General features: G+C 41.2%; 24 protein-coding genes and 1 other RNA gene. 5 read left to right on the top strand and 20 right to left on the bottom strand.

From position 1 onward, the window contains the following. Positions 1–351: 351 nt before the first annotated feature. The 4 genes from IEW82_RS15695 to IEW82_RS15685 all read right to left on the bottom strand — a co-directional run bounded on the left by IEW82_RS15695 (position 352) and on the right by IEW82_RS15685 (position 4967). On the bottom strand, positions 352–2283 hold the full coding sequence (locus IEW82_RS15695) for a fructose-1,6-bisphosphatase (protein ID WP_188696587.1): 1932 nt from the start codon (positions 2281–2283) through the stop codon (positions 352–354). 690 nt (positions 2284–2973) lie between these two features. Further along, entirely contained in the window at positions 2974–3540 is a 567-nt protein-coding gene (locus IEW82_RS15690) for a cell wall hydrolase (protein WP_188696632.1), read from the bottom strand. Positions 3541–4191: 651 nt separating this feature from the next. Continuing rightward, positions 4192–4323 (bottom strand): hypothetical protein, encoded by a 132-nt coding sequence (locus IEW82_RS20255; RefSeq protein ID WP_268237387.1) that lies wholly within the window; start codon positions 4321–4323, stop codon positions 4192–4194. A gap of 188 nt (positions 4324–4511) precedes the next feature. Continuing rightward, entirely contained in the window at positions 4512–4967 is a 456-nt protein-coding gene (locus IEW82_RS15685; RefSeq protein WP_188696584.1) for a DUF2269 family protein, read from the bottom strand. A gap of 570 nt (positions 4968–5537) precedes the next feature. Between IEW82_RS15685 and IEW82_RS15680 the strand changes: the two genes are divergently transcribed. Next, positions 5538–6788 carry an O-antigen ligase family protein gene (locus IEW82_RS15680; RefSeq protein WP_188696581.1) on the top strand — a complete coding sequence of 417 codons (1251 nt, stop codon included), beginning with the start codon at positions 5538–5540 and terminating at the stop codon, positions 6786–6788. Between the two features lie 110 nt (positions 6789–6898). Here the strand turns inward: IEW82_RS15680 and IEW82_RS15675 are convergent, their stop codons facing one another. The 6 genes from IEW82_RS15675 to IEW82_RS15650 all read right to left on the bottom strand — a co-directional run bounded on the left by IEW82_RS15675 (position 6899) and on the right by IEW82_RS15650 (position 13378). Beyond that, complete coding sequence (locus IEW82_RS15675) at positions 6899–8032, bottom strand: THUMP domain-containing class I SAM-dependent RNA methyltransferase (protein ID WP_188696580.1); 1134 nt, start codon at positions 8030–8032, stop codon at positions 6899–6901. Between the two features lie 198 nt (positions 8033–8230). Continuing rightward, positions 8231–8621: RNase P RNA component class B (gene rnpB / locus IEW82_RS15670), an RNA gene on the bottom strand. Between the two features lie 82 nt (positions 8622–8703). Beyond that, the gene (gene gpsB, locus IEW82_RS15665; RefSeq protein ID WP_188696576.1) at positions 8704–9009 is read right to left on the bottom strand and encodes a cell division regulator GpsB; all 306 of its coding nucleotides are present in this window, start codon (positions 9007–9009) and stop codon (positions 8704–8706) included. A 68-nt stretch (positions 9010–9077) separates the two neighbouring features. Continuing rightward, positions 9078–9647 carry an SLOG family protein gene (locus IEW82_RS15660; protein ID WP_188696573.1) on the bottom strand — a complete coding sequence of 190 codons (570 nt, stop codon included), beginning with the start codon at positions 9645–9647 and terminating at the stop codon, positions 9078–9080. 208 nt (positions 9648–9855) lie between these two features. Next, entirely contained in the window at positions 9856–11118 is a 1263-nt protein-coding gene (locus IEW82_RS15655) for a ribonuclease H-like domain-containing protein (protein ID WP_188696570.1), read from the bottom strand. Continuing rightward, positions 11108–13378 carry a DEAD/DEAH box helicase gene (locus tag IEW82_RS15650; protein ID WP_188696567.1) on the bottom strand — a complete coding sequence of 757 codons (2271 nt, stop codon included), beginning with the start codon at positions 13376–13378 and terminating at the stop codon, positions 11108–11110. The genes IEW82_RS15655 and IEW82_RS15650 overlap by 11 nt, the downstream gene beginning before the upstream one ends. A 454-nt stretch (positions 13379–13832) precedes the next feature. Between IEW82_RS15650 and IEW82_RS15645 the strand changes: the two genes are divergently transcribed. Both IEW82_RS15645 and IEW82_RS15640 read left to right on the top strand, forming a co-directional pair. After that, positions 13833–14012, top strand: a complete 180-nt coding sequence (locus IEW82_RS15645; RefSeq protein WP_188696564.1) for a YjfB family protein — start codon at positions 13833–13835, stop codon at positions 14010–14012. A gap of 519 nt (positions 14013–14531) precedes the next feature. Then, the gene (locus IEW82_RS15640; protein ID WP_229672684.1) at positions 14532–16997 is read left to right on the top strand and encodes an immune inhibitor A domain-containing protein; all 2466 of its coding nucleotides are present in this window, start codon (positions 14532–14534) and stop codon (positions 16995–16997) included. Positions 16998–17337: 340 nt separating this feature from the next. On the opposite strand, the gene IEW82_RS15635 is transcribed toward IEW82_RS15640, so the two are convergent. The 10 genes from IEW82_RS15635 to IEW82_RS15590 all read right to left on the bottom strand — a co-directional run bounded on the left by IEW82_RS15635 (position 17338) and on the right by IEW82_RS15590 (position 24998). Further along, a complete protein-coding gene (locus IEW82_RS15635; RefSeq protein ID WP_188696542.1) occupies positions 17338–17808 on the bottom strand; it encodes a GNAT family N-acetyltransferase in 471 nt (156 codons plus the stop codon). Positions 17809–18018: 210 nt separating this feature from the next. Continuing rightward, positions 18019–18930: a 1-phosphofructokinase gene (pfkB, locus tag IEW82_RS15630; RefSeq protein ID WP_188696539.1), complete on the bottom strand. Its 912-nt coding sequence runs from the start codon at positions 18928–18930 to the stop codon at positions 18019–18021. After that, positions 18927–19676: a DeoR/GlpR family DNA-binding transcription regulator gene (locus IEW82_RS15625; RefSeq protein ID WP_188696536.1), complete on the bottom strand. Its 750-nt coding sequence runs from the start codon at positions 19674–19676 to the stop codon at positions 18927–18929. Before IEW82_RS15625 ends, pfkB begins: the two co-directional genes overlap by 4 nt. A gap of 249 nt (positions 19677–19925) precedes the next feature. Then, on the bottom strand, positions 19926–20591 hold the full coding sequence (gene modB / locus IEW82_RS15620; RefSeq protein WP_188696533.1) for a molybdate ABC transporter permease subunit: 666 nt from the start codon (positions 20589–20591) through the stop codon (positions 19926–19928). After that, a complete protein-coding gene (modA, locus tag IEW82_RS15615) occupies positions 20591–21409 on the bottom strand; it encodes a molybdate ABC transporter substrate-binding protein (protein WP_188696515.1) in 819 nt (272 codons plus the stop codon). The genes modB and modA overlap by 1 nt, the downstream gene beginning before the upstream one ends. 65 nt (positions 21410–21474) lie before the next feature. After that, positions 21475–21711, bottom strand: coding sequence for a molybdopterin converting factor subunit 1 (gene moaD / locus IEW82_RS15610; protein WP_188696513.1), 237 nt, complete (start codon positions 21709–21711; stop codon positions 21475–21477). Then, positions 21708–22184: a molybdenum cofactor biosynthesis protein MoaE gene (locus IEW82_RS15605; RefSeq protein ID WP_188696510.1), complete on the bottom strand. Its 477-nt coding sequence runs from the start codon at positions 22182–22184 to the stop codon at positions 21708–21710. The genes moaD and IEW82_RS15605 overlap by 4 nt, the downstream gene beginning before the upstream one ends. Beyond that, positions 22181–22708 (bottom strand): molybdopterin-guanine dinucleotide biosynthesis protein B, encoded by a 528-nt coding sequence (gene mobB / locus IEW82_RS15600; RefSeq protein ID WP_188696507.1) that lies wholly within the window; start codon positions 22706–22708, stop codon positions 22181–22183. The genes IEW82_RS15605 and mobB overlap by 4 nt, the downstream gene beginning before the upstream one ends. Next, positions 22669–23964: a molybdopterin molybdotransferase MoeA gene (locus IEW82_RS15595; RefSeq protein WP_188696504.1), complete on the bottom strand. Its 1296-nt coding sequence runs from the start codon at positions 23962–23964 to the stop codon at positions 22669–22671. Before IEW82_RS15595 ends, mobB begins: the two co-directional genes overlap by 40 nt. A gap of 14 nt (positions 23965–23978) precedes the next feature. Then, positions 23979–24998, bottom strand: a complete 1020-nt coding sequence (locus tag IEW82_RS15590) for a MoeB/ThiF family adenylyltransferase (RefSeq protein ID WP_188696628.1) — start codon at positions 24996–24998, stop codon at positions 23979–23981. 197 nt (positions 24999–25195) lie between these two features. On the opposite strand from IEW82_RS15590, the gene IEW82_RS15585 reads away from it, so the two are divergent. Then, entirely contained in the window at positions 25196–25687 is a 492-nt protein-coding gene (locus IEW82_RS15585) for a MogA/MoaB family molybdenum cofactor biosynthesis protein (protein ID WP_188696501.1), read from the top strand. Further along, on the top strand, positions 25687–26265 hold the full coding sequence (locus tag IEW82_RS15580; RefSeq protein ID WP_188696498.1) for a molybdenum cofactor guanylyltransferase: 579 nt from the start codon (positions 25687–25689) through the stop codon (positions 26263–26265). Before IEW82_RS15585 ends, IEW82_RS15580 begins: the two co-directional genes overlap by 1 nt. Positions 26266–26275 lie beyond the last annotated feature (10 nt).

Below are 26275 nucleotides of genomic sequence, written 5' to 3'. Positions count from 1 at the left end.
TATTCCCATTTTCATCATAATATAACGAGATTAAAGGTTTGTTTTAAATTTATTAAAATTATATTACTCCTCATAGATTGGAGTCATTTTCCAATAGTTAAGCGGGAGTTTTTCTCGAAAAAGCTTTGTTTGCCGGTTTCCCTCTGATGTCATTCCTTAATGATAACATATTCATGTCAATACGAAATAAAGAGGATGGATATCGGGCTGCGGAATGTATAGGATCTCCTCATTAGAAAGGCGAAAAAAGGTCCAGAAAGCCCTTAAAAACCGGGTTTACTGGACCTGAATGACATTTGCGTCAAATAATATAATCTTAGCTCTACCTTTTTACTTCCTAATTCCTAAAAATCACTTCATATATCGATAGACCATCAAATTTTTCAAAATAGAGATTTCTTGTAAGATCTTCTTACCTACATTTGTTTCTCTTACTTTTTTTCGCTCCAGCTCTTCATTTACCAAGCGCTTAACAGATAACACATCGGTCCCGTCTCTTAAAACATCTTCTTTTGAACTAAATTTTTTGTGAGCAACCAGCTGCATACCAAAAGAATTAAATAATAGTGTGTAGCCAGCAATACCTGTTGTGGATTGATAGGCTTTTGAAAAGCCTCCATCAATGACCACCATCTTACCATTGGCTTTTACTGGATTTTCTCCTTCAATTTCTTTGACTGGCGTATGGCCATTGATGATATGTCCTTGATCTGGATTAAGTCCAAATTCACTTAAAATATTACGACAGATGTCCACGTTTTCACGTAAATAATAGTAGGGATTTTTTCTCTCTTTATGCGTCGCCTTATCCTGGACAAAATACCTTTCAAAGGTCGTCATTTCTCGTTTCCCAAACAGAGAGGAATATTCCCCTGTCCATAAGTACCAAACCATATCCGTTGAAAGATCGTCTGTCTCTTCTGGATGAGCAAAGCTGTAGCGTAAATGCTTCTCAAAAAGATCAAGCAACTCACGACCTGCATAGGTCTTATCCTCAATCACCATTTTTTCCATTTTCCCTGTTTCATCTAATGGAATGCAGCCATGGATTAATAGATTCCCATTATATTTTAAATAAAGGCTGCCCTTTTTCATAAGAAAATTCATATGTCTTGTTAACTTTTCTGAATGCTGAACAGAAAACAAGAGCTTGTCCATTACTTCTGCTTCTTCTTCTAACAATCGATCAGGCTGATCTGGGTTCACCGTTGCAAAGCAAGTATTTGCTAATGGATAGGTCTTGCTATGAAGCATAATGGTGTTATTCTCGTAATTAATTTTCTCAAGCAAAAGTCTTCCGCCCATATTGAAGGTGGGCCGTCTTTTAATAATAGGACACTCAAGCTTGAATTGAATCATGGCAATCGCTTGATGGATTTTCGTAATTTGTAGCCTTTCTTGATCAGACAAGTTACTCCCCGCCTGTAATTTAGGTCTAAAAGCAGGGTTATCGTCGTAATACTTTTCCGCAAGATTAAGCAAGGGTCTGAGATTAATCCCATAAGCATCTTCAATAATGCTCAAATTGTCATAGCGAGCACAGATACGAATAATATTGGCCAGACAAACCTTTGAGCCAGCATAAGCGCCTATCCAAAGGATGTCATGATTGCCCCACTGAATATCAACAGAATGATAATTGATGAGCGTGTCCATGATTTTATCTGGTTCAGGTCCGCGGTCATAGATATCGCCAACGACATGGAGGTGATCCACCACCAATTGTTGTATCGTATAGGCCAGACCGATAATGAGTTTATCCGCTTGTCCGAGAGAAATAATATGTTCAACAATACTTGAGTAATACTGTTTTTTATTGGTATATTCATCCGTTTTATAAAGTAGCTCTTCAATAATAAATTCGAACTGTTTTGGTAAGGCCTTCCTTAGCTTTGAACGTGTATATTTTGAAGAGGCATAGGGTATGAGCTTAATCATTTGCTCAATAATGATTTTATACCATTCATTTAATGCTTTGTTGTTAGCAAAGCTATCTTTTATTAGCTTTAATTTATCTTCTGGATAATAGACTAACGTCGCAAATTCATTGATTTCCTGCTCTGTTAGTTCCTCTTTAAAAATATCTCGTATTTTTTCTTTGACTTTGCCTGAACCATTCCTCAATACATGCTGAAACGCTTGATATTCTCCATGCAGATCACTCACAAAGTGTTCTGTTCCCTTAGGGAGGTTTAAAATGGCTTCAAGGTTAATAATCTCTGTCACCACTTTTTCTTCACTGTCATATTTTTGAGCTAATAAATCCAAGAATTTTGTGTTCAACTCTATAAATACTCCTTCTGTCAGTTTAAGTATTTTAAAAAATAAATTAAATTCCGTCAAATCTCCTAACATAACTTTAACATAAAAAAAGCTATATAGTGGCCACTTTATAACCCCGCAAGGTCAAAAAAGTATAGGCTCAAGAAGACTCACGGTTTGCCACGGACGTCTTTCCGCAGCCATAGCTGAGCACTCAATATTTTTAAAAGAAAACTGAAAGTCTGTTTCTATGTTTTTCCCATCAAAAGCATTCATGATATTGATTCATTTATATATTATTTTTTAAAATTAGTGAAAGAATATGCTTATCTTCGGATGAATTGTTTACTTTGTAAAAGGGCTTACTACGCTTAAAAAACCGGGCGAGAAGCATGCCCGGCCCTTGTCTGAGTAGTGGATTTAAGCACAAGGTGCGAGATTCGGAACACTCTAAAATCGTGTGTTCCTCGGGCGCCGCTGACTCATAATGCGCAGACTAGAGTCCTGAGGGAAGTGGGAGATCGGTAAGAACTTAGCAGTGCGAAGGCGCGAGGAGGCTTACCTCTCCCCTGTGGAAAGCAAGCGGCCTGCAGCGAAAACCCGCACCGTCCTCATGATCAGAAATTTTATACTTTCTGATCTTTAGATAAAAGCCGTCTCAAAATATTAGACTTTTTGAGACGGCCATTAAATGGTAGACTTTTAATTTTTCTATTTTGCGAAGACATGATGCCCAATTTTTACTGTCACTGGACGGGATAAAATCCATGAACTTGTAGAGGTTGCTGGATTATAGAAATAAATAGATCCACTGCTTTTTCCCATTAAAGCCAAGGCTTCATTAACCGCTCTTTTAGATTCGGCATCTGCTGGCTTGTTAATTTGCCCATTGGCCACAGGAGAGAAAGCATAGTGACCACCAGAAATTTGATAAATGACACCTGAGACCGTATTGGGGAATTGTGAGCTTAACACGCGATTTAAAACAACTGTTGCCACCGCAACCCTCCCAGCATAGGGTTCACCAACAGCTTCAGCGTGAACAAGACGATAGAGTAATTGTTTATCTGCTATAGAAATTGGAGAATTAGGAAGTGTGATTGTATCTCCTGCATAAAGTGGTTTTGAATGGTTGGAAGACATTAAGCGATTAATTGGAATGCCAAAGCCCTTTGCAATTTTCCAATAGGTTTCACCATAGGACAGTTTATGTGAAGTAGCTGCTTCTGACTTACTGCTTATAGCAAAAATAGAGAGTGAAAAGATCACAAATGACATAATAAAAAGCTTCACTGCTTTGTTCTGTATATTCATATTAACCTCCTAGTAATCTCTCATTCGAGCTACTATTAGGCTATCAAATGTAACATAACCAATCATTATCCAAAAGTTGGTTTTCTGATGACGTGTTGCAGTAACCCTTGTGTTATAAGGAAGCGAAAAACTGAGTTAAAAATTCCCACCCTCATCGGACAGCCATTTCTAACCAATCGAGGACAATATAGCCGCGTTTTTTACAAACATTACTGGGAGATTTCAGCCCAAGTCACCTTTCAATTCGGAAACCCGTTATGTATCTAAAAAAACGGGTAAACTACGCTCAGTTTTGTCTGGGCATAGCATCATCCTATTTGGAAGAGGCTTCATTACCAGGTCAAGTGGATTGGAGCACAGGGGCTGGGAGATTCGGAATACTCTAAAATCATGTGTTCTCCAATCTCCGCTAAAGCATGATGCGATACTAGAGTCCTGCGGGAAGCGGAAGATCGGCATGCCCGCAGCGCGAGCAAGCTTACCACTCCCCCTCAGAAGCGTGTAGCCGGGAGCAGAAACGCGCACCCTCCTCATGACAGAAATTTTATATTTTGTTATTATTAAAAAAGCAAGACAGCATCTGCTATGATGACTGTCTTGCTCTAAAGTCGTTTTCTAATCCTTCTTTTCATACGAACAGCCTTTGTACTCCTTTAGCCTGTTTTCAATTGCATCCAATCTTATTAAAACAGGTTTCAAAGCCTCTTCTAATAGTTTTTGTAATCTTTCTTGGCGTTCATCATTCATCACTGCTCTCTCCTTATCCACATCTGTAATGACCTATATCAACAGTTTAATGCCTTTATATTCAAAGGCTGTGACTGATATCACACTTTGCCTGAATTCCTTATGATTTAGGCAAAGTGTTAGCTGTTTTGTCATTTATTATTGAAGAAAAGGCATGTACTCAATAAATTGCGGGTATAGACTGACTTTTAATATGGCTTGGTCACCATTAAGGCAATAATGATCAGAAAGATAAGATTTAAAAGATTTTCTAAACGAATGGATTTTTTTGCAAGTATTAAATAGGCATCAGGGATCGCTTCTCCTTTAGTCTCAGAGATCAGCTTTTTGATTCGATTAGTGTGTGGTAATAACACAGTTGGTCCCATCAAAAGCGCAATTAAAAATAAAATAAGACTGGTCACATACCACCCTTGATGAAATAATCCGGTATTTAAAGTACCCATTAATACCCCTGTCACGAGTAACAAGGTCCCTCCGATCATAACAAAGCGATGCAGAAGACGCGTGATTTTATATGAATAACGAAGCTCAGTCATTGTTTGAGCTGTTCTCTTTATGAACACAAAGACAAAGCCAGGTCCCATTCCTAGAATGGCTGAGAAAATATGAATAAAGATCAATACATTATAAAATATACTCATATCCGCCTCCAAATGATCATTTTCATCCTCCCATCATACCTCTATTTCTTATTCTTTACTGTGATTTTTCTAACAAAAACGGTGAAGACACTCTATTCAATAAAATAAAAGGGAACCATTTTGTCCTGCCTTCTGCAGCATCACCACAGCTAAAAAGATGTGTTCTATTCCCCCTACAATAACTCTGCGTTTATTCTTTTTCCTATTCGTTTCACTAAAACAAAGTATAAAAATAAATACATAGTTTAATAGAATTATGCCTTAACGGTGTACACTTGATTAGGCCTTAAAGCTGTTAGAGAGAATTATATCTTTAATTATGAGATTCAGATAAACATTTCGTGTGCAAAGAGATTGGCAGAATTTCAGACGTCTCTTAATATCCGTCTGAATGAGTCCCTTTCATAATAGAAATTGCGGGGCTTAAAGCCGAATTTCTTATGACCAACGCTTCCTTTCAGTGGGGCATTCATGTGCGCTAATTTTACTTCAATCAGTCATTATGAAATGATGCAAATGGCTTATTTTTTACCCGGAGCATCGCAGAACATCAACAAGGAAGGATACATCATGAAACGAAACGATTTAAAAGATAAAATAAATGATATAAAGGCGCAACCCTTTGCATTAATGATGATTCTATTATATGTTCTGCCACCAATAGGCGTTGCTGGCTTAGCATGGATAGGCTTTAAACAACTCTATAAATCTTTAAGTCATGAGAAAAATATCCCGTTGAATATGATCACTTATTTCTTTACGGCATTATTTGTAACGTCACTTATGGCTACTGTTGAGAATCATGCTTGGCTCTATAGTTACGTTCCATTCATGATTATTGGCTATTATGGTGTCTATCTCTATACTAATGTGAAGCCTTTTGATATGGTCCAATTTAAATGGATTGTGATTTGCGGAGGCGTATATATTGTTTGTATCGATAAGTTTATGCGCGCATTAAATGATATGGGGATTGATTTCGGGTACTTAAATTATTTATTTGGCAGTGCCCTCATTGGAATCAAACCAACTGAGAGACTATTTGGCTCAGCCTATAATCCAAATTTAGCAGATGTTCTCTTACTCCTCTCTCTCGCTGTATTGTACTCAAATCTGTTAAATGATCTACACAGTAAAGCGTTTTATAAATTGTTTTATGCTGTCCCCATGATAGGAATATTAATGGTCGGGATTACTGAAACAGGCTCGCGTTCCGGTTTTATCTCTATGCTCATATTAACTGCTATTTTTATTATGATGTATTATTGGCGCAGTATTTATTTAATCGGTATTAGTCTCATTGTCATGTTCAATAAGATATACGATATTATGCCAAGACATCAGCTTATTATAAAAAGCATTCATAATCGTTTGGAAATCTGGACAACAAGCATAAAAATATTTTTAGCTCACCCGGTAGTCGGCGTAGGACCAGGTTATTTTAAATCTATTTATGAGACATATACCGGGAAATTAATCGCCCATCCACACAATTTACTCTTAGCTTTCTTTGCAGAATACGGGATAGTTGGCGGCATAGCGTTCTTAGTTCTAATCCTTTATACAATTAAAAAATGGTTACATTTGTTTAAGAACAGCAAAACTCAAAATCAAAGCTATATTTTTTATTTGACATTTCCCGTCATTTTATTAACCAATTTATTAGACTTTCCATTGTGCTCACCACAAGTGGGGATGCCGGTTTTGATTCTACTCAGCCTATTTTATCAGCATATAAATCAGGTCGAGCTTAATGAACATAGTCCTCAAAATAACACAAATCATGTTCTTTTAATGAAAAGAAAAACAGAAACAGCCTGACGACGCTTTTTAAATCCCCTCTCTAATGACCATATCTCTTGGCATTCGGGAGGGGATACTTTTAAATGAATCATGCTTTAATGACCGTAAGTAATCAGCCTATTTTCATATCATTGTTTTCTTGGCTTTTTCCCCCAAAATTGATAATAATCTGTTCGGATCATACCGTTAAAAAGCTTGCGTTTTTTCGTGGCCCTTCTTCCATAAAGCTGTTCGAAATTTTCGTTGGATGTGATGAAATAGAAGGACCAGGTCTCATACTTCTTGAAGGTTTCACCCATTTTACGGTACATTGCTTCGACTTCCTGCTTCTCACCAAGTCGCTCGCCATATGGAGGATTGCCCACCATCACCCCATTGTCTTCGGTCGTAGTGAAGTCGGTAACCTGCATTTGTTTGAACTGAATGAGATCTCCAAAGCCGGCTTCTAATGCATTATTATTGGAGAGTTCAACCATGTTGTGATCGATATCTGAACCCACAATGTTTAATGGCTGATCATAATTTGCCTTTTCATCGGCCTCGGTACGAGCCTTTTCCCATTCATCATTTTGGAACATTGGCCACGCTTCAGAGATAAAATCACGGTTAAACCCTGGTGCGATATTCTGTCCAATCATAGCCGCTTCGATCGGTAACGTCCCTGACCCACAAAAAGGATCAACAAACGGACGATCCGGTGTCCAGCGTGTAAGATAGATCATAGCAGCAGCAAGTGTTTCTTTTAAAGGAGCACCGCTGTGTAAATATCTATAGCCGCGTTTATGTAAGCCAGGGCCCGTCGTATCGATGGTGAGTGTCGCGATATCCTTTAAAAGTGAGACTTCTAACTTGTATGTCGGTCCATCTTCTTTAAACCACTCTTGATGATAATGCTGCTTTAAACTCTCAACGATGGCCTTCTTAGTAATCGCCTGACAATCAGAGACACTAAAGAGTTTCGATTTCACCGATTTTCCAGAAACAGGGAATTCGGCATTTATCGGTAGATACTCTGCCCAAGGCAGTGCCTTAACATTCTCAAATAGCTCTTCGAACGTTGTCGCCTTAAAAGACCCTACCTTTATTTTTACACGATCAGCCGTCCGTAGCCAAAGATTTGTGCGACAAATATCATACAATTCGCCTTGGAATGTGATCCGACCATTTTCTACAGTGAGATCGTTGTAGCCAAGTGCTCTGAGTTCATCAGCAGCAATGGCCTCAATGCCCATTGCCGTCGTTGCAATTAAAGTTAATGTCATAGCGTGCCTCCGCATTCAATTTGTACACTATGTATAAGTATAGCATGTCCATTTCCACTGTTAGAAAAAACTTCATTATATGTATCGTGTTGCTCTAACAACTCAAAAATTTGGCGCTGCATCTCTTTAGTGACGTTATTAGTCTTAATGAAAAATAAAAAGCCCCATGAAAGGGACCAATTGCTTCAGTGTTAGTTCGTCTGTAAGCCATGTTCTGTTCCACTGTACTCAGACGAAGTTAGGCTTCTCGTACAAGTGGTGGTAATCATCTATCTACAGGACCGCCTGTCCCTCTTTCAGTTCATTTCCTTCCAGAGGGTTCCTCTACCAAATTTGAGTTTCTCGCTCGAGGGGTTTACCGCGTTCCACTCCTTTTGTTTCCAAAAGGACTCCGTCACTGTGGCACTTTCAAAGAGTTCACGCCATATCCAAAACGGACTTAGGCGCTTCTCTTGCCGTTAGCTTGAACACAATGCCAAACTACCCTAGCTTATTGTTTCGCTAGGCACGAACACTACGATCATCTCAGATCGTGCGAGCATGGACTTTCCTCAATATTCTCGAAAGAATACTGCGATTACCCAACGACTATAACACCGTCACAAAATAAGATTATAACAAAAAAAATTCATAAAAACAATGGTAGAATTTAGTCTATCTAGTGATCATGGTTAATCTTGGAGCCTGCTACCAAATACATGCTTTTCCAAGTTGGACAAGCGTTTTAGAATATCATAGTTCGTTTGTCCCTGACCAGCCATCGGCCGACGCTGCTCAGATTTCTGCTGTGTAAGCTCTTGTTTTAACCGTTGATTTTCTTGCCGCAATCTTTGGATTTCACGCTGAAAGGCCTCATAATCCTTAATGATGACATCCAAAAACTGATCAACATCATCAGGCGAATACCCGCGGAGAGCTGTTTTAAAATCTTGTTCCAAAATATCTTTTGTTGTTAATTGGCTTAATTTATTGTCCAATGAACATTCACCTCAAGTCATTGACATTATACATCCATTCTTTCAGACGTTGAAAAAAAAGTCAATCGTTATTGTGACCAATAGCGAGGATCATTTTCAGCAATGGCTTGCGAGGCCGCCTCTATATCATAACGATTCAGATAATAGATCGAAAAGTCCCCTGATGTTTGCTTACGTTCCGCAGCCTGTAGATAAAAGCGAGGTGAACCTGGTGTTTCCTCATCATAAAGCACTAAAAGACCATCACTCTTATGAATAATAAAATCATTTTTTAATCTCAACTGCGCTGGATTATCATAAGGACGTTTCGTAATGCTATCAACGAAGTCCGCTGCATTGATAATCTGGTAATAGTATTCCTTAACTTGATCTGGCCAACGCGATTCTTGCTCTAAAAAGGGCGTGAGAACGCCTAATTGAATGGATGGATACACTTCTTTTAGTTCTAATAAAACCTCTGCAGCCCAAAGCTCCACACCAGGTTGGCCACTGATAAGGAACCATTCTGTTCCTTCATCAATAAAATCCAGTAAGCGGATTTTTAATGTATATTTAATGACATCAATACCAGGATGATTTTGACTAAATATGCCCAATTCATGAGGTTTATATCCCGTTATCGCTAGCACTCGCGTCATCGCCATCCCCCTTTGCCACTCCTAGCGCTTTTTATGCTAAATCCATACAAAAACCCATGTCTACAAGTCCTGATCTAATCTCTTCTAACCCACAAACACTAACGACACACGGTTCGACAAAAGGGGAAAATGAAGCGCAAAAAACGACTTGGTTACGGTTATGACCTTGCGAAATTTGCTGTTTTATGCGCTTCCCCGGGCAATATTACTATTGCCGCTGGATCTTTTGCTGCAGTCGGTCCATACGATGATGTACCCCAGCAATATCTTTGTGATACTTTTCATGATTAATGATCATTTTTTTCTCTAGCACCGCCAAGGCCTGATGGCAATAATGAAGTGCCTGCTCATAATCCTGACGCTCATGTTCAAAAAGCTTCGCAAGTTCAATACAGCTTTCGAGGGTCGGGCGTTTTAACCCATCAATGAGCTGCTGATAATAAGCAATCGCTCGATCTGGTCTTCCTGCTTTTTTATGTCCCATTGCCAGCAGTTGATACCACTCTGGCATGTCAATCGCGGCCTTTGTTGCCATCACATTTTCTAATGTAACAATGGCTTCTTTAATCATCCCCATTTGCATTAACCAACGAGCCACTTCATAGGTCTCTCTCAGCGATCGTTTAATCTTTCCATGTAATAAATAGGTTAAGTGAATATAAAGCACTAATAAGGTCTTGATATCGTCATGATTGTGGCGAAAAATGCCTTCTATTAATGCGGCCTTCGGACTTTTTAAAAACTCAAAGTAAAGAAAAGGCGCCATATGTCCAGGGACATCACTCAAACGCTTGAGATCCAATACCTCTTCCTCAATTGTTTGCAGACGAACATTTTCCCATTCCTTCCTCCAAAATCGCCTTGATGCATGAAGTAAATCATAGTGACCAAAAGCGGGTAATTGCGGGACGCGCTCCCGCACAAACTGGACGCGGGTCTTCACTCTGGGCCAGTCAAATGACTTGCCATTATAGGTCACCAAATTAGTAAGATCGGTAACATCCTGTAAAAAGTGATAATAAAATGCCGTTTCATGTCCGGGTCCGGGTAAAAAATATTGCTTAATATGAAAAGAAGAGGCTTTGATCCATCCACAGCCCAGTAGAAAGATCATATGCCCTGCTCCAGCCGATAATCCCGTTGTTTCAGTATCAAAAAACAATAAATCACCTGGCTGACGCTTAGAGGCTGATAAAGGATGGTCCATCAATGTCTCCTGCCAAAGCGCCACTGCCTGATGGATTTCATTTAAGTGGTAACGCCCATATTGCTCAGTCAGAGGTACTTGCTCCTCTTTTACTAAAATAGCTTCCTGTTCATAAGGCAGAATGCTCGCCCCCAGGTGAGAGGCTGCCTCTTGCAGGCTTCTCTCTAACTGAAGGCTAGTAAGCTGTGTCCGTGTTTCTTTTACTGGTTCTTCTGAACGCTTTAAGTGCTTTTTATAACGATCCAATTGTTTTTTAAGAGACATAAGACCCCTCTTTTAACAAAGACTGTAAAAGTCGAATGGCAAAACGTTTATCACCAGCTTCTGTCCCGATACATGAAGGACAGCCCTCTTCACATTGGCAGTGTGTGGCCATGTGAAGCACTTCAGCTAACAACCGGGACATCTGGTCATACAATTTTTCACTTAAGCCAATACCCCCAGGATATTTATCGTAAAGAAAAATTGTTGGCCGTTCATTATGTGGTGCTTTGATCATCGGTACCACGGCAAGGTCCACGGGGTCACACATCACAAAAAGCGGCGCGGCATGCTTCAGAATTTGTGCGATACCCAATAGCGCCGCTTCAAAATGCTCACGACCCACTTGTTCCACGAACGCTTCAGAAAAGCTGATCCAAGCTGCTGAGGTATGCATTTCTTCTTCCGGTAAATGGATCGGTCCCCACCCGATATTATCATGAGTCTCGAAGCGGATTTTTTTAAATAAAGTGGCCTTTGCGCGTACGGATACATCGCCATAAGCGCGCTCCATCCACATTGAATCCTGAGACCGTTTATCCGCCTCTAACACATCCAGCTGTACGGCAAGATTGGCATCCGTATAATAATTTACGTCAACCTGACGGACAAAGGCCTTTTTCTCCTCCCAGTCCAACACTTCAACCTGATATTGCTCACCTTGGTGCATATAAATCGCTTCCTCATGGAGCAGAGTCATAGCACTAAAACGATCCATTTCACCGATGACCTTTACTGATCCTGTCTGGGTTTGATCGATGATGACCACATTATCCTGGGTTGCCGAGCGCAGGCTGATATTGGTTGCTGGAAAGCCATCATTCATCCAGTACCATTTGCCTGCTTGTAAATGTAAGACATCCTCATCACTTAAATAACTACAAATATCTTTCACTTCAACCCCATCAAACAGCGCTTCTTCGGAAAAGGGGAGTTCATAGGCCGCGCATTTGATATGGTCCACTAAAATGATTAAATTGTCCGGGTTGATTCTTGCCTCTTCTGGATTGCGTTCAAAAAAATACTCCGGGTGTTGAATGATATATTGATCAAGTGGGCTCGAGGTAGCCACAAGTAAAATCACGGCCTCATCCTCACGCCTTCCTGCGCGTCCCGCTTGTTGCCACGTACTTGAAATCGATCCTGGATAGCCTGTCATGATACAAACTTGTAATTGCCCTATATCAACCCCCAGCTCCAATGCATTGGTACTGACAACACCCTGTATCTCTCCCGTTCGCAATCCCTTTTCAATGTGTCGACGCTCTGATGGTAAATAGCCGCCTCGGTAGGCACGGATGGTTGCCCGCTCTTTGCGGCCAGTATTCAGCGTTTGTAAATAGCTGAGTAACAATTCAACGCGTGTCCGACTTCTTGCAAAGACAATGGTTTGAATCTCATTTTCTAAAAAGGCCTTAGCGAGCTTTCTCACTTCAAGCGATGCACTGCGACGAATGTTCATCTGCTGATTGACGATCGGAGGGTTATAAAAAATAAAATGTTTTTTCACCGCTGGCGCACCATTGTCATCGATTAATGTCATCGGTTTTCCCGTCAACCGCTCAGCATGCGCCTTCGGATTAGCAATCGTCGCCGAGGTACAAATAAAGATTGGGTCGCTGCCATAATAATGACAAATCCGCTTTAAGCGGCGAATCACATTGGCAACATGGCTGCCGAAAACGCCACGGTAAGTGTGTAATTCATCAATAACGATGTATTTAAGATGCTCAAATAAAGCCACCCATTTGGTATGATGGGGCAAGATAGCGGAATGTAGCATATCAGGATTAGTAATGACAATGTGACCAGCTTGGCGAATCTTTTGACGAATACTTCCCGCGGTGTCCCCATCATATGTATAACTGTTTAAAGAAACGCCCATTTCATCAATGATTGCATTCATTTCACTCTTTTGATCCTGAGCCAAGGCCTTTGTAGGAAAAAGATATAAGGCACGTTGACTAGAATCCTGCAATATCGAATGGAGCACCGGCAAATTGTAGCACAAGGTTTTCCCTGAAGCTGTTGGTGTCACCGCAACAATATCCTGCTTTTTGACCGCCAAGCGAAAGGCCTGTGCTTGATGTGTATATAAGGAAGTAATGCCCCTTTTGGATAAGGCTTCCACTAAGCGGGCGTCCATTTCTTCAGGAAATTCAACGGATCGTGCTGCTCTTCCAGGGATCGTTTTCCAGTGGGCAATATTCTCATCTTGTCTTAAGTCCGATAGTAAATCAGACATGGTTTTCCGTACCTTCATCCAAGGTCTCTCCTCTTTAAAATCCTTTATCTATGATATCAACGAATAGGAAATCTGCCAATTCTTTTATACATTCTATCACTATCATAACGAATAAATGTTCGTTTGTGGAGTGATAAAACCTGGCAATTTTTTGAGTGTTTCCTTCCCTTGTCTATATCTGATACCAAAAGCTCCAAATATTCAAAGTATGGTGTATGACTTCAAAATATAATTAATAGAATCCCTATAATCTGGTGCACTTTGATGAGGCTGACTTTAAATTGCAACCGAAGCTCATGCTCTTGGGCTCTACCGGTTCTTACCCGGCTCACTGTTGTAGCTATTCTCCTATCTTATTTTTATCATGGATACAGAAGGTTTGGATGCTGATTTTCAATACAAGCAAATTATAATACCATTGATTCCTAATATGTTATACTTATCAAAAGTCTTACATATTAGGAGGGTTATTTTGGACATTCCTGCTTTATCGACAGGCTTAAGTCAGGCAAAATTACAACAGGATGTCAGTGTGGCTGTCACAAAACAGGCCATGGATGCCACTGAGAGTCAAAGCAATGCTCTAATAAACATGCTGAATACCTCACTTCCTCATCCAACCTCTGGCAGTCGCTTTGATGCGCGTATCTAGAACTGAAAAAGACCTTGAGTGCAGCTCCTCTGCTGATCTCAAGGTCTTTTTTATACTATCAGAATTTATAACTTCGCTGACGCTCATAAAGGAAGAGAGTATAAGTGTAACTTTGACTTTCGCCATTAAAGCTTGCGGGCACCCTAAGTGTGTGATTTGCAAAAATCACATCAGGAGTCCCAGCGAAGTGGTGCAAGCCAAGTTTTCTAATATTTTACTCTCACATCAAGTAGATTGGAAAAACTAAGTTGATATAAGTGGACTCGACGTCTTCTATGTTTTTTATGCCTCATTTGACATCTCTTCTCTCAGCCTCATGTCTAATGTTCTACACCCGAATACCTAATTTTAATGAAAGCTGCATCTCTATTTATCAGAATATTAGTTATTTATGCTCATTTTTCGTGGACTCAAAAGGAGATTGAACGATCCATGAAAAATTTATTTATAAAAGCCAATCAAAGGCGACAAAGGAGGATAGCGTATCTGCTATTTATTATTCTTTGGGGAGGAAGTAAATTGAGAGATTGGAGAAAAAAATTTACCGTACCACTCGTCTCAGCCAGTTTATTATTTGCGATGGGGACCTCCGCGGCATTTGCCAAGGACAACGGGGCAACCAGTGACTCCTTTTCGACGTCTGAAGGGACTGCCCCTTATCTGGCCCAGTTAGAAAGCGGTGGCCCTTTTGATGTTGGCATGGTCAATGATGATCTATTATTAAAAGCGTTGATCAAGCAAGGTGTCGTTAAAAAAAGTGCGTCTACTGAGAGTCAAAAAAAGGCGCTCACTAATTATGTAAAAAAACGGGCAGCCGCAGCAGCTAAACTCGGTCAAAGTTCACCTACCGCAGCTAAAAAGGCTCGGCAAAAGCTGCAAAAACAAGCCGGTATAAAAGTAAAACCTGGACATTTTAAAGATAAAAATAAATTCAACCACAAGCCCCATGGTCCGGGTCATTATAACGGTAAAGTGTCCTCCATAAAAACAGAAAAATGGACAGGAGCGGTCCGCAAGGATAAACTTCTTGTCTTACTGATTGATTTTCCGGACTATGCCAGCAATGATCTTCCTAAAAAGGATGGTAATGATGGCGGCATCGTTCTCAATCTGCCTGATTATCCAAAAGAACATTATCAAGATATGATCTTCGGTGATAAGGGTTACGACGGGCCAAATGGACAAAATCTTATTTCCGTCAAGCAATTTTATGAGCAGCAATCTGGAGGCAGTTATACCATTGATGGCGATGTCTACGGCTGGTACCACGCCAAACACCCTGCTTCCTATTACGGTGGCCATGATGATGCCGCTGGCAATGATAAAGACCCGCGCGCGCTCGTCAATGAGGCTTTAGAACAAGCGGCTGCAGATGGCGTAGAGCTTAGTCAGTATGATCAGGAGGATCAATGGGACCTCGATGGGGACGGCAATCTCCGTGAACCCGATGGCATTATTGATCATCTTGTCGTTGTCCACTCAGGCATTGGTGAAGAATCCGGCGGAGGTTCTCTTGGTGGAGACGCGATCTGGTCACACAGCTGGGATCTGGGTGGTGCAGTGCCTATCTCTGGTAGTCATACAAATGTCCCTTATTGGGACGGACAAATGGCGGGATATAAATACACCATACAGCCCGAAGATGGCGCGGCAGGTGTTTTCGCTCATGAATTTGGCCATAATCTCGGCCTTCCAGACGAATATGATATCGACTATAGCACGCCTTATGATGAACCTGTAGGCTACTGGTCTATCATGTCTGCAGGCAGCTGGGGAGGTAAAATCGCCGGGACTGAACCCACAGGCTTTAGTGCTTACGACAAGGAATTCTTACAAAATGAAATGCCTGATTTAAACTGGTTTAAAAATGTCACTGTTGACACCGACGACTTAAGGCGGAAAGGCACTTCAGTTAAACTCGATGAAGCAAGTGTCAAAGGCACAAATGCCGATGCTGTTCGCGTGAACTTACCTGATAAAAAGACTGTCGTCAATTCCCCTTTTAGCGGGCAGAAAGAGTTTTTCAGTGGTCAAGGAAACAATTTAGATCATGCGATGACAGCGACTGTTGATTTATCTCAGGTTAAATCATCCGCTGCATTAAGCTTTAAAACATGGTATGACATTGAGCAAGACTGGGATTACGCCTCTGTGCAAGTCAAAAAAGGCGATGATTGGGTGAGCGTACCTGGAAATATCACAACATCCGCTAATCCAAATGGGCAAAATCCAGGCAATGGTATAACAGGCTCTTCCAATGGATGGAAAGATGCCCAATTCGACCTTTCCGACTTCATCGGTAAAAAAATCACTTTGAAATTTAATTATTGGAGCGATGGTTATGTTGCCCATCCAGGCTTTTACGCCGATAATATTACCATCACTGGGGATGGTCAAACGCTTTTGAGTGACAATGCCGATACGGATAGCTCCGCCTTTACTCTTGACGGATTTACAAAGGATGAGGGCTTTAACACGACAGAAAATTATTACTTACTCGAATGGCGCAACTGGGATGCTGCTGATAAAGCCTTAGCCCACATCTCGCGCGGGCATTCATTAATGACATATGATCCAGGGCTCGTCGTTTGGTATGTTGATAATAAGTATGACAACAACGTACAAGCGGACCACCCTGGTAACGGCTTTTTAAGCGTCGTCGACGCCCATCAAAAGATTGCCAAGTGGAGCGATGGCACTGTCGCAGCTGATCGCTACCAGGTCCAAGATGCTGCATTTTCTAAAAATAAAACAGATGCTATGTTCTTAAATTATATGGACCTTAACGGCACCTATTTAAAAGAGAGAGCCCAGCGTCCAGTCTCTGTCTTTTTCGACAAGCACGACTACAGTGAAACAGGACCTATTTTGGATAATGGGTTACAAACCTACCTCGGTGTTAAATTACCCAAAAATGGTGTCAAAATCAACGTCATCGGCCAATCGCGAGATATGACAGTGGGTGCAATTCATATCTCTAAGTGATATCATCACTTTTCAGCAAATCATTAAGCCTCTGATATCCTTTCAAGGATGCCAGAGGCTTTTCACTTATAAATGTATAAAGATAGCTGAGGACTCTCATCCAGCGGGCGACATAGCTACAATGATACTGACCATTCTCCCGCATGATTTCCAACACTTTTTACATATTCTCTTAAATGGGGCTTGGGTGTTACGCGCTGTCACACAAACATTTCATATAAGGAGCTTTATATCAACCCTGGCTGCAAGACATTTTAGGAAAACAAGCAATAGAAGTAAAAAGAATTCGTCATCGCCCCGCAATCAGAAGCGATTTCCACCTATTCCCTATCTTTTGCCCTTATGACGTTTTTTGTTCCGCACTAACAATAACCTCCATTAATGGTAATAAGCGATTTTCGACTACAGATGAGGGCACATTGCCAATATGCTTAGCACCCATTTTTTCATAAAATCCTTTTGCATAAGGATCACTATCAATTGTAAAGCGACGAATTCCGAGCTCGCGGGCTTTATGCATCGCGTGATGCCAAATCATTTCCCCTAATCCTTGACCGATGTATTCTGGATGAATGAATAAAAAATCAAGGCTTGCGGTATCGTCACGATCGAAAGCATAAAAGCCTAGCAATGTTCCCGTCTCATCTAAAACAAACACCTGATTTTTTCTAATATAATCAGCATCAATAGTCAAGCTCTCGCGACATTTCCCAATAAAAGCTGGACTATATCCCCAATATGCCTTTGATGCTAAAGCAAGCTCACTAATACTTTGAGCTTCCTCTTCCCTTGCCTCTCTTAAACAAAACATGATATCTCCCCATTTCCATCATCATTGCCTTATCAAAGGTGTGAAAATAGTTTGTATGGCATCCATCGTCTGTCTTGATCTTGATCAGCTAAGCAGCATTTTTTATACACGGCTTAACTTAATTATATTTCGTTACACACACGGAAAATTCCTTCTTTTTGATGACATGTTTTCCATCATGTACTTATCGTATAAATAACAGTGCATTGCTTACACTTGCTGGACGTTAATCTGTGTGATTAATTGTTCTATGAATGGTTTTGTGCAAAAACCTTCAGAATAAGCAGAGGCGCTTCCAGCGGCGGCCCCATAACGAAAGGCTTCAACGCTATCTCCTAGTTTTACATAAGAAGCAATAAAACCGGCTACAACAGAATCGCCTGCCCCGACTGAATTTCTCAATTCACCTTTAGGGATATTTGTATAGTAGACATGATCGCCTTTAAAAAGCAAATTTCCCTTATCCCCCATCGAGACAATGACGTGCTTGGCCCCACGCTCAATGAGCCGCTTTCCATAAGGAATTGCCTCCTGTGGCGTCTGAATAGTAACCCCAAAAAGCTCTCCTAGCTCAATATGGTTGGGCTTTATTAAGAATGGACGATAAGGCAGAACATCCTTTAATAATTGCTTTGTCGCATCCACAATGACCTTAACATCCCTATTTACATAATCCTTTACAATATCTCTATAGAGCGTATCAGGTAACGCCTGTGGAATACTTCCTGCTAATACTAAAAGATCACCAGGCTGTAGCCGCCGAAGTTGATCTAGAAATGCTTGTAGCTGCTTTGAGGAAATAGCGGGCCCAGCCCCATTCAACTCTGTTTCACCTTCTACCTGCAACTTGATGTTAATTCGTGAATCTCCTTCAACAGAGATAAAGTCTGTCTCGATACCTTCAGTGTGCAATGCATCGGTAATAAATTGTCCTGTGAAACCACCGATAAAGCCTAGAGCTTTATTCTCTACACCCAGTCGTTGTAACACCCTTGAAACATTTATCCCCTTTCCTCCAGGAACCTTCATTTCAGTTTTAATCCGATTTAATTCTCCCCATTTAAACTCCTCTACCTTCACAAAAAAATCAATGGAAGGATTGAATGTACATGTATAAATCATGTTGTCACCACCCTTACTTCAGTTTCGGCCGCATAGACTTCTTGATTTTCATCTAATTGATCGATGATCAGCGTCGCGGCATTTAAATCAACAATTTTTGAAAAGGATACCTCTCCCAGCTTGCTATGGTCCGCGACCACAAACGTTTCTTGAGACAAATAATGAGCGGTTTGTTTGATCCTGGCTTCTTCTGGATCAGGTGTTGTATAGCCAAATTCATGGTGAATACCATTCACCCCTATAAAACTTTTGTCAAATCGGTAGGCTTGTAGCCCGGCTAACGCGGCACTACCAATCACTGCTTTCGTCTTAGCCTTCACCAGACCTCCAAGCAGGTAAACTGTCAATCCTTGATTAATTAAGGGTTCTATCAAGGTTACCCCATTAGTTACAATGGTTAAGTCGTTTTGATGCAAATAAGGAATCATCTGCAAGGTTGTCGTCCCCGCATCTAAATAAACAGAATCTCCATCGGCTATAAGGCTCGCAGCAAGCTGAGCCACACGCTGTTTTTCAGTAAAATGAATAGCAGCTTTCGACTCATAACTTGGCTCAATGCGGTTCCCGTGTAACAGTGAGGCCCCTCCGTGCACACGCTTTAAGCGATGCGCTTCTTCAAGTTGAATCAAATCTCTTCTAATGGTCGATTCTGAAGCCTGGGTTGCCTCAACCAAATCCTGAAGCTTCACGACCCCATGTGCTTTTAATAAGGACAGAATAAACTGATGACGCTCAGGTGTTAACATGTCATGGCTCGCCTCTTTCATCGCTTGTTCTCGTTCATTATAAGAAAAACTTTTTCTGAAATCAATCATAATAATTTATAAACATTCAAATTAATTCATTATCGATCATTTATTATTGCTAACATTTCTCAATAAAAAAACTCCTCATCAGAGGGCAGCTTGCCCTCCGATAAGGAGAATAAAAATTAAATTCAACAGACTGACCGAAGCCATTCCGTTTAAATTACGGCCTGTGTTTGCTTTTACCTTCTATCCCTGCTTTAAATAATTAAGGTAGAAGGTAAAACTTAACATTATAAAAGAAATCACAATAATAGTCACAACCCACAGCCATGCCTGACCCATTTCACCCGAATCAAAGGCCACATAAATAGCAGTTGGGATCGTCTGCGTTTTTCCAGGAATATTTCCTGCAAACATCAAGGTCGCACCGAATTCGCCTAAAGCTCTAGCAAAGCTCATAATAGCACCGGTAATCAGCGAGCTTGAGGCAAGCGGTAAGGAAATGAACCAAAAGACTTTAAAGCCATTCGCACCATCTAATTTAGAGGCATTCTCTATGTCTTTATCAATAAGTTCAAAACCCGTTTTAGCTGACTGATACATTAAAGGAAAGGCAACAACAGATGACGCAATCACCGCCGCAGTCAAAGTGAACATGAGCTTCAAATGAAGCAGATGTGTAAAAAATTGGCCGATTACCCCTTCTACCCCAAAGATGATAATCAGTAAAAAACCAACCACGGAGGGCGGGAGAACGAGTGGTAACAAAAGAAGCGTTTCTAATACGATCTTCCCTCTGAATTGTCGTCTTGCCATCCATTTGGCAATTAATGTGCCTAAAATACAGACAATGATCAAAGAAAGGAATGAAACTTCAAGTGATAGTTTAACAGGCGTCCAGAAATCGGTCATCACTCTGCATTTCCTAGTTGTGTCACAAAACCATACTCCTTGAAAATGTTCTTGGCCTTTTGACTTTGAAGATAGTCATACACAACCTTTGCTTCTTTTGGATGTGAGGTATGCTTCAATAGGCCGAGTGGATAAATAATTGGCTCATGACTTCCTGATGGTGCTGAGGCAATCACTTTGACCTTATTAGAAATCTCAGCATCGGTTTTATAAATGATTCCCGCTTTTACACTCTTAGTTTCTATGTAAGCTAATACTTGACGGACATCCTTAGCATAAACTACTTTATCTTTTACAGGCTCCCACATGTTCAGCTTCTTAAGTGTTTCTTGTGCATATTGACCAGCAGGAACTGATGCGGGGGTACCAATACTTATCTGCCCATTCACATGGCTCAGATCTTTAAATGACTTTATTGTGGTTTGACTATTTTTAGGGACAACCAACACGATCTCATTGCCGACTAAATTAATAGCATCCTTCTTGTCAATAAGCCCCTTCTTAACTACGTCATCGAAATTATCCTCAGCGGCTGAGAAAAATAAATCCACAGGAGCACCTTGGACAATCTGTTGCTCTAAAGTACCACTAGAAGCAAAATTGTATGAAAGCTTGATATTGGGATGATCCTTTTCAAAAGACTTTTGAACCGAGGTTAACACATCCTTTAAGCTGGCGGCTGCTGAGATGGTGATGTCAACCTTGTCTCCTTTTGTTGCTTTAGCTGCCTTTGCGTTGGAGCCTGCTATACCATTTGACGAACACCCTGTCATGACTAGCAATATCCCAATCATGACTAAACCTAAAATCTTTTTCATTTTATCCACCTGCTTCTCCTTCATTCTTAATAGCTATCTGTTCCTCTGTTTGACACACTCACCATTCACCCTCCGCTAACCGGCGGTATGAAAGCAACGATATCGCCCTCCTTTATTTTTTCTTGTTCGGTGACGAAATTTTCGTTGATTGCTGTCATGGATTGCTGAAGGGTTGAACTATGATAGGTGTGTTGAAGAAACCCCTTCAACTCCTTGACTGTATAAATCCCCTCAGGCTCAACTTCTAAGCGGTCGATCCCCAGCTCTTCTTGAATGCCTGCAAAAAATAAAATTTGGATCATTCGGATTCTCCTTTCGCAATGGGTTTACCCGCAGGATAGCGAATGGTCTCTAGCTGATTGCCTACCCACTCTGTCCCATCCTGCCAATGCTCCTTTTTCCATATCGGTACAATCTCCTTGATACGTTCAATGGCGTATTCATTGGCCTCATAGGCTGTTTTTCGATGGGGGGAAGAGACAGCGATAACCACCGCAATGTCCATGATATCTAATTTCCCAATTCGATGGGTGATCGCTACCCGTGCATCCGGCCATTTCTTTTTAATTTCTACACCAATTTCCCTCAACATTTTTTCCGCCATAGTTGGATAGGCTTGATATTCAAGAAACAAGGTTTTCTTACCACCTGTGAATTCCCTTACTGTACCGATAAAGGTTGTAATGGCCCCCACTTCTCTACTGGCTACTTTATGTATGAGATCCTCAATTATTATAGGTTGATCAACAATTTCAAAAAATCGTACGTCATTCATACTTTACTCACCACCTTTTTTATTAAATAATTCATATAAAGTTGCTCCTCTTCGATACGAAAACAGTGGAAATGCGGAAAGTCTTCTTGAGGTATAGGGATGTGACTAATCACGCCTACAATATGGGTTAAAGTAGTAAGCAACTGAAGATCTTCTTCGCAACGAATACAGACAACTTTTGGATAATGAGCCTGTTTATACCCCTCAATAAGCAACAGATCGACAGAAAAAAAGTCATAAAATTGTATGAGCTTCTCAAGGCTCCAATCTGATACATTAGCCGATAATCGTAAACTGCCAGCACCTTCTACCCCAGCAGCAACGGCCCCAGCCTTGTAATGGCGAAGACTATCCTTTACAGTCATCTCCTGAGCAGGCGCGCCCCCATGACCGTGATGTTTAATGACAGCGGCAGTCAATCCCAGTGTTTTCAACCGCCTAATGAGCTTTTCTACCAATGTCGTCTTGCCACTCTCTTGATAACCTACGATCTGTAAGATAGAACGACATTGTCCCAAGGCCATTCACTTCCTTGCACCGCTTCAACCAATAAGGCATCAACTAAACTTGCGCGCTGATAATCCTTTGTCTTTGCTGGAATCACAATTAAAACATTGGTTTCAGCAAGTGAAGCCACTGCATTGGACTTATTAAAGCCTGATGGCGTGACAATACAGTGCCCTTCTCGATCATACGCTAGTGTTCCACGAATAAAACGAGTAAATGGGTTAGCTTTTTCAAAGTCTTCTCCCAATAATGCCTTGATATTTTGCAGATGGGGCGCTTTATTATATAAAAAAGTCTGAAGCACCGGGCGGGTAAACAGTTCAAAGCCCACATAGCAGGCAGAAGGGTTACCGGATAACCCAAACAATAATTGACCATTTAATTCGGCAACCGTCGTTACGCTTCCCGGTCTCATCGCGACTTTATTAAAAAGCACCGTAGCCCCCAATCTCTCATAAATCGCTGGTAAGTAATCAAAATCACCAACTGAAACGCCGCCTGTCGTGATTAAAACATCCACTTTTGCAAGTGCCCCTTTAACTGCATTCAAACAGGCGTCAAAATCATCACTAAGCTGGCCAAAATATTTGACCTCACCACCTGCTCTTTCGATTTGTGCCATCATCATATAAGCATTACTATTGCGAATCTTTCCAGGTTCAAGGGGCTGGTCCACCTCTAATAACTCACTGCCTGTTGCAATAACCCCAACAAGCGGCTTTTTGGCGACCGGGACTTCACGATAGCCAAAAGTTGCCAGTAACGCAGCGATGCCTGGATTGATATAGGTGCCTTGTTTCGCTAGGCTTGTCCCCTTTTTCGTATCTTCACCCTGAAAAGAAACATTTTCTCCAGCAGCAAAAGGTTTTTTTATGGTCATAAAATCTTTATCATTTTCTTTAAACTCTTTTGTCAGCTCAAACTTCACGACACAGTCACAGCCCTTGGGCAGAGCGGCGCCGGTCATCACGCGTACCGCCTGCATCGCTTCAACCGTTCCTTCATGCACATAGCCAGCACCGATGGCACCTACTACCTCAAAGGTAACCGGATGGTCAAAGCTTGCCTCTTGTGTATCGACCGATCGCAGCGCAAAGCCATCATAAGGTGAGCGATCAAAAGAGGGAACATCATGGGCAGCGATTAAATCCTCGGCTAAATATCTGCCTGAAGCCTCTGTAATCGAGACGGTTTCTTTTGTACCATGCTTGGCATAGTGCATCACTCTACTGACTGCTTCACTTACTAATATAGGTTGTCTTCTTTCAACCATTGCTCTCACTCCTTTTATCCAAGTAAACGATGGTAAATGCGCTTAGCCTCTTCGATATTTTTCGTTCCGTGAATAAACGCTCGACCATCCTTAAAAACAACGAGACGATGCGCATTCGTTAATTGACATGATAATAAATAGGGATTCTTATTGATTTTTCCATAGTGCTGCAGTTGGGTTTCGAGCTGATTGAAATCATATTGTCTAAGCGGCGCTGGTCTAATTTGCACTGTATCTCTCCCACACAACACTTCCGTTTTGATTTGATTTTCATAGGATAGATAAGGATAGGTTCGTTGCTCGCCACATGACGGACAGGTATTATCCTTCATTTTATCCACATGAAAGCTATTATATTGGTTTTTCCATAGATCGAAGGTGAGATAGGTTGCGCGCATCGCCTCCTCATCTCCGACAAGAAGCTTCATTGCCTCCACCACTTGATGATTAGCCACCATTTGCACTGTAGGGCTAATAATTCCCACCGTGTCACACGTCGCTCCGCCTACAGGCATTTGTTTTAATAAACAGTGAAGACAAGGGGTATGTCCAGGAATAATCGTAAATGTCGCTCCATAGCTCCCAACGCAAGACCCATAAATCCATGGCACGCGGTGTTTTTGTGAAAGATCATTTAAGATAAACCGGCTATCAAAGTTATCCGTCCCATCAATGACAACATCCACCTCTTGAAATAAAGGCTCCAAAATCTCCATTGTCGCGTCAGCCACCAAGGCTTGAAGCTGTACGTCTGAATTGATTTGTTCTAAGCGGCGCTGCGCAGCGATAGCTTTTGGGGTTTGTTCTATTGCCTCTTGTTCACCATAGAGCTGCTGGCGCTGCAGATTGCTCCATTCCACATAATCTCTATCGATAACGGTTAGTTTGCCAACTCCTGCACGAGCGAAAGCTTCGGCTGCTGTACTCCCTAAGGCCCCCATACCGACTATCAATACATGCTTGTCCATGATCGCTTGTTGACCGTGTTCACCAATTTTATTAAAAAGACGCTGTCGCGAATAGCGCGCCTGCATGCTCATCCTTCCTTTCATGGAACTGCCCCCTCACTGAAACTTCTTTTTAGCCCCAATAGGTCATCTTCTTTTTTGATTCCTCTTATTGCTCAGTATTTAACACAATGACTTTATGTATAATCCATGTCATAATATATTAGAATGAAAAGGTACAAGGTTCGCCTTATGCCTATTGTCTTACAAGGAGTGTGCTACCGATGCAGGAATCCAATCAAACTTTGCAAATAGCAGCTGCTATTTTAACCGTGAGTGATACAAGAAACGTTGATACAGATAAAAGTGGTCAAGCCATCATTCAAAGTCTACAAGCACATCAGCACAAGATTGTCGATTATAAAATTGTGAAAGATGAGCTTCAAGATATTACCTCTACTCTCCAATCTTGGTGCGAGGAGGCTGCTATTCAAGTTGTCATTTTAAATGGCGGCACCGGTTTTTCACCTAGAGACGTTACATATGAAGCCATTTCAGCATTGCTTGACAAAGAAATGTATGGATTCGGTGAATTATTTCGTTCGTTAAGCTATGATGATATCGGTGCACGTGCGATGTTTAGTCGGGCGATTGCTGGCAGTTGTGGAGAAACCGCGATTTACGCACTGCCCGGCTCCACCAACGCTGTAAAACTAGCGATGCAAAAACTCATCCTCCCCACTATGCAGCATTTTGTAGAGGAATTACATCGCTAATGATGATCGCAGGTGTTATACTCGCAGGTGGAAAATCGTCGCGATACGGAAAACCGAAAATGTTTGAAAGCTATAAAGGCAAACATTTCTATGAACATAGTTTGGACGCTTTAAAAGCCAATCACCTATCACCGCTTATCATTGCGACAAATCATGACCTATTGCCAATGTTTCAGCGCAAAGATGTCCAATATGTTTGCGAAAATGATCGTCACACTTACCAGGGGCCCTTATATGCCATTACTAATGTAATGTTACATGAACAAACAGCTGATTGGTTTGCTGTCTTATCCAGTGACGCACCCTTCATTACACCCGAGTTTGTAAGGGAACTGATCACCTTTACAGCTCACAATGGCGTGGATGCTATCGTGCCGATCCAAGATGGCAGAAGGCAGCCTTTATTTGCCCTTTATCACCGCCGCACCCTTAAAGTTATGCAGCAATTAGTCGAAAATGGCGAACGGAAAATCGGATTATTATTTGATCGGATTAACGTCTTAAACCCAACCTTTTCTAAAGATGATAAGGTTTTTATTAATATTAATACAAGGCAGGACTGGCTACGTCAGCAATAACGCCTGAAAA

Origin of the sequence: Pullulanibacillus camelliae (genome assembly GCF_014642655.1) — a bacterium.
Classification (GTDB): Bacteria; Bacillota; Bacilli; order Bacillales; family Sporolactobacillaceae; genus Pullulanibacillus; species Pullulanibacillus camelliae.
The sequence above is the reverse complement of the archived record's forward strand: the minus strand, read 5'-3'. Positions and strand labels throughout refer to the sequence as shown.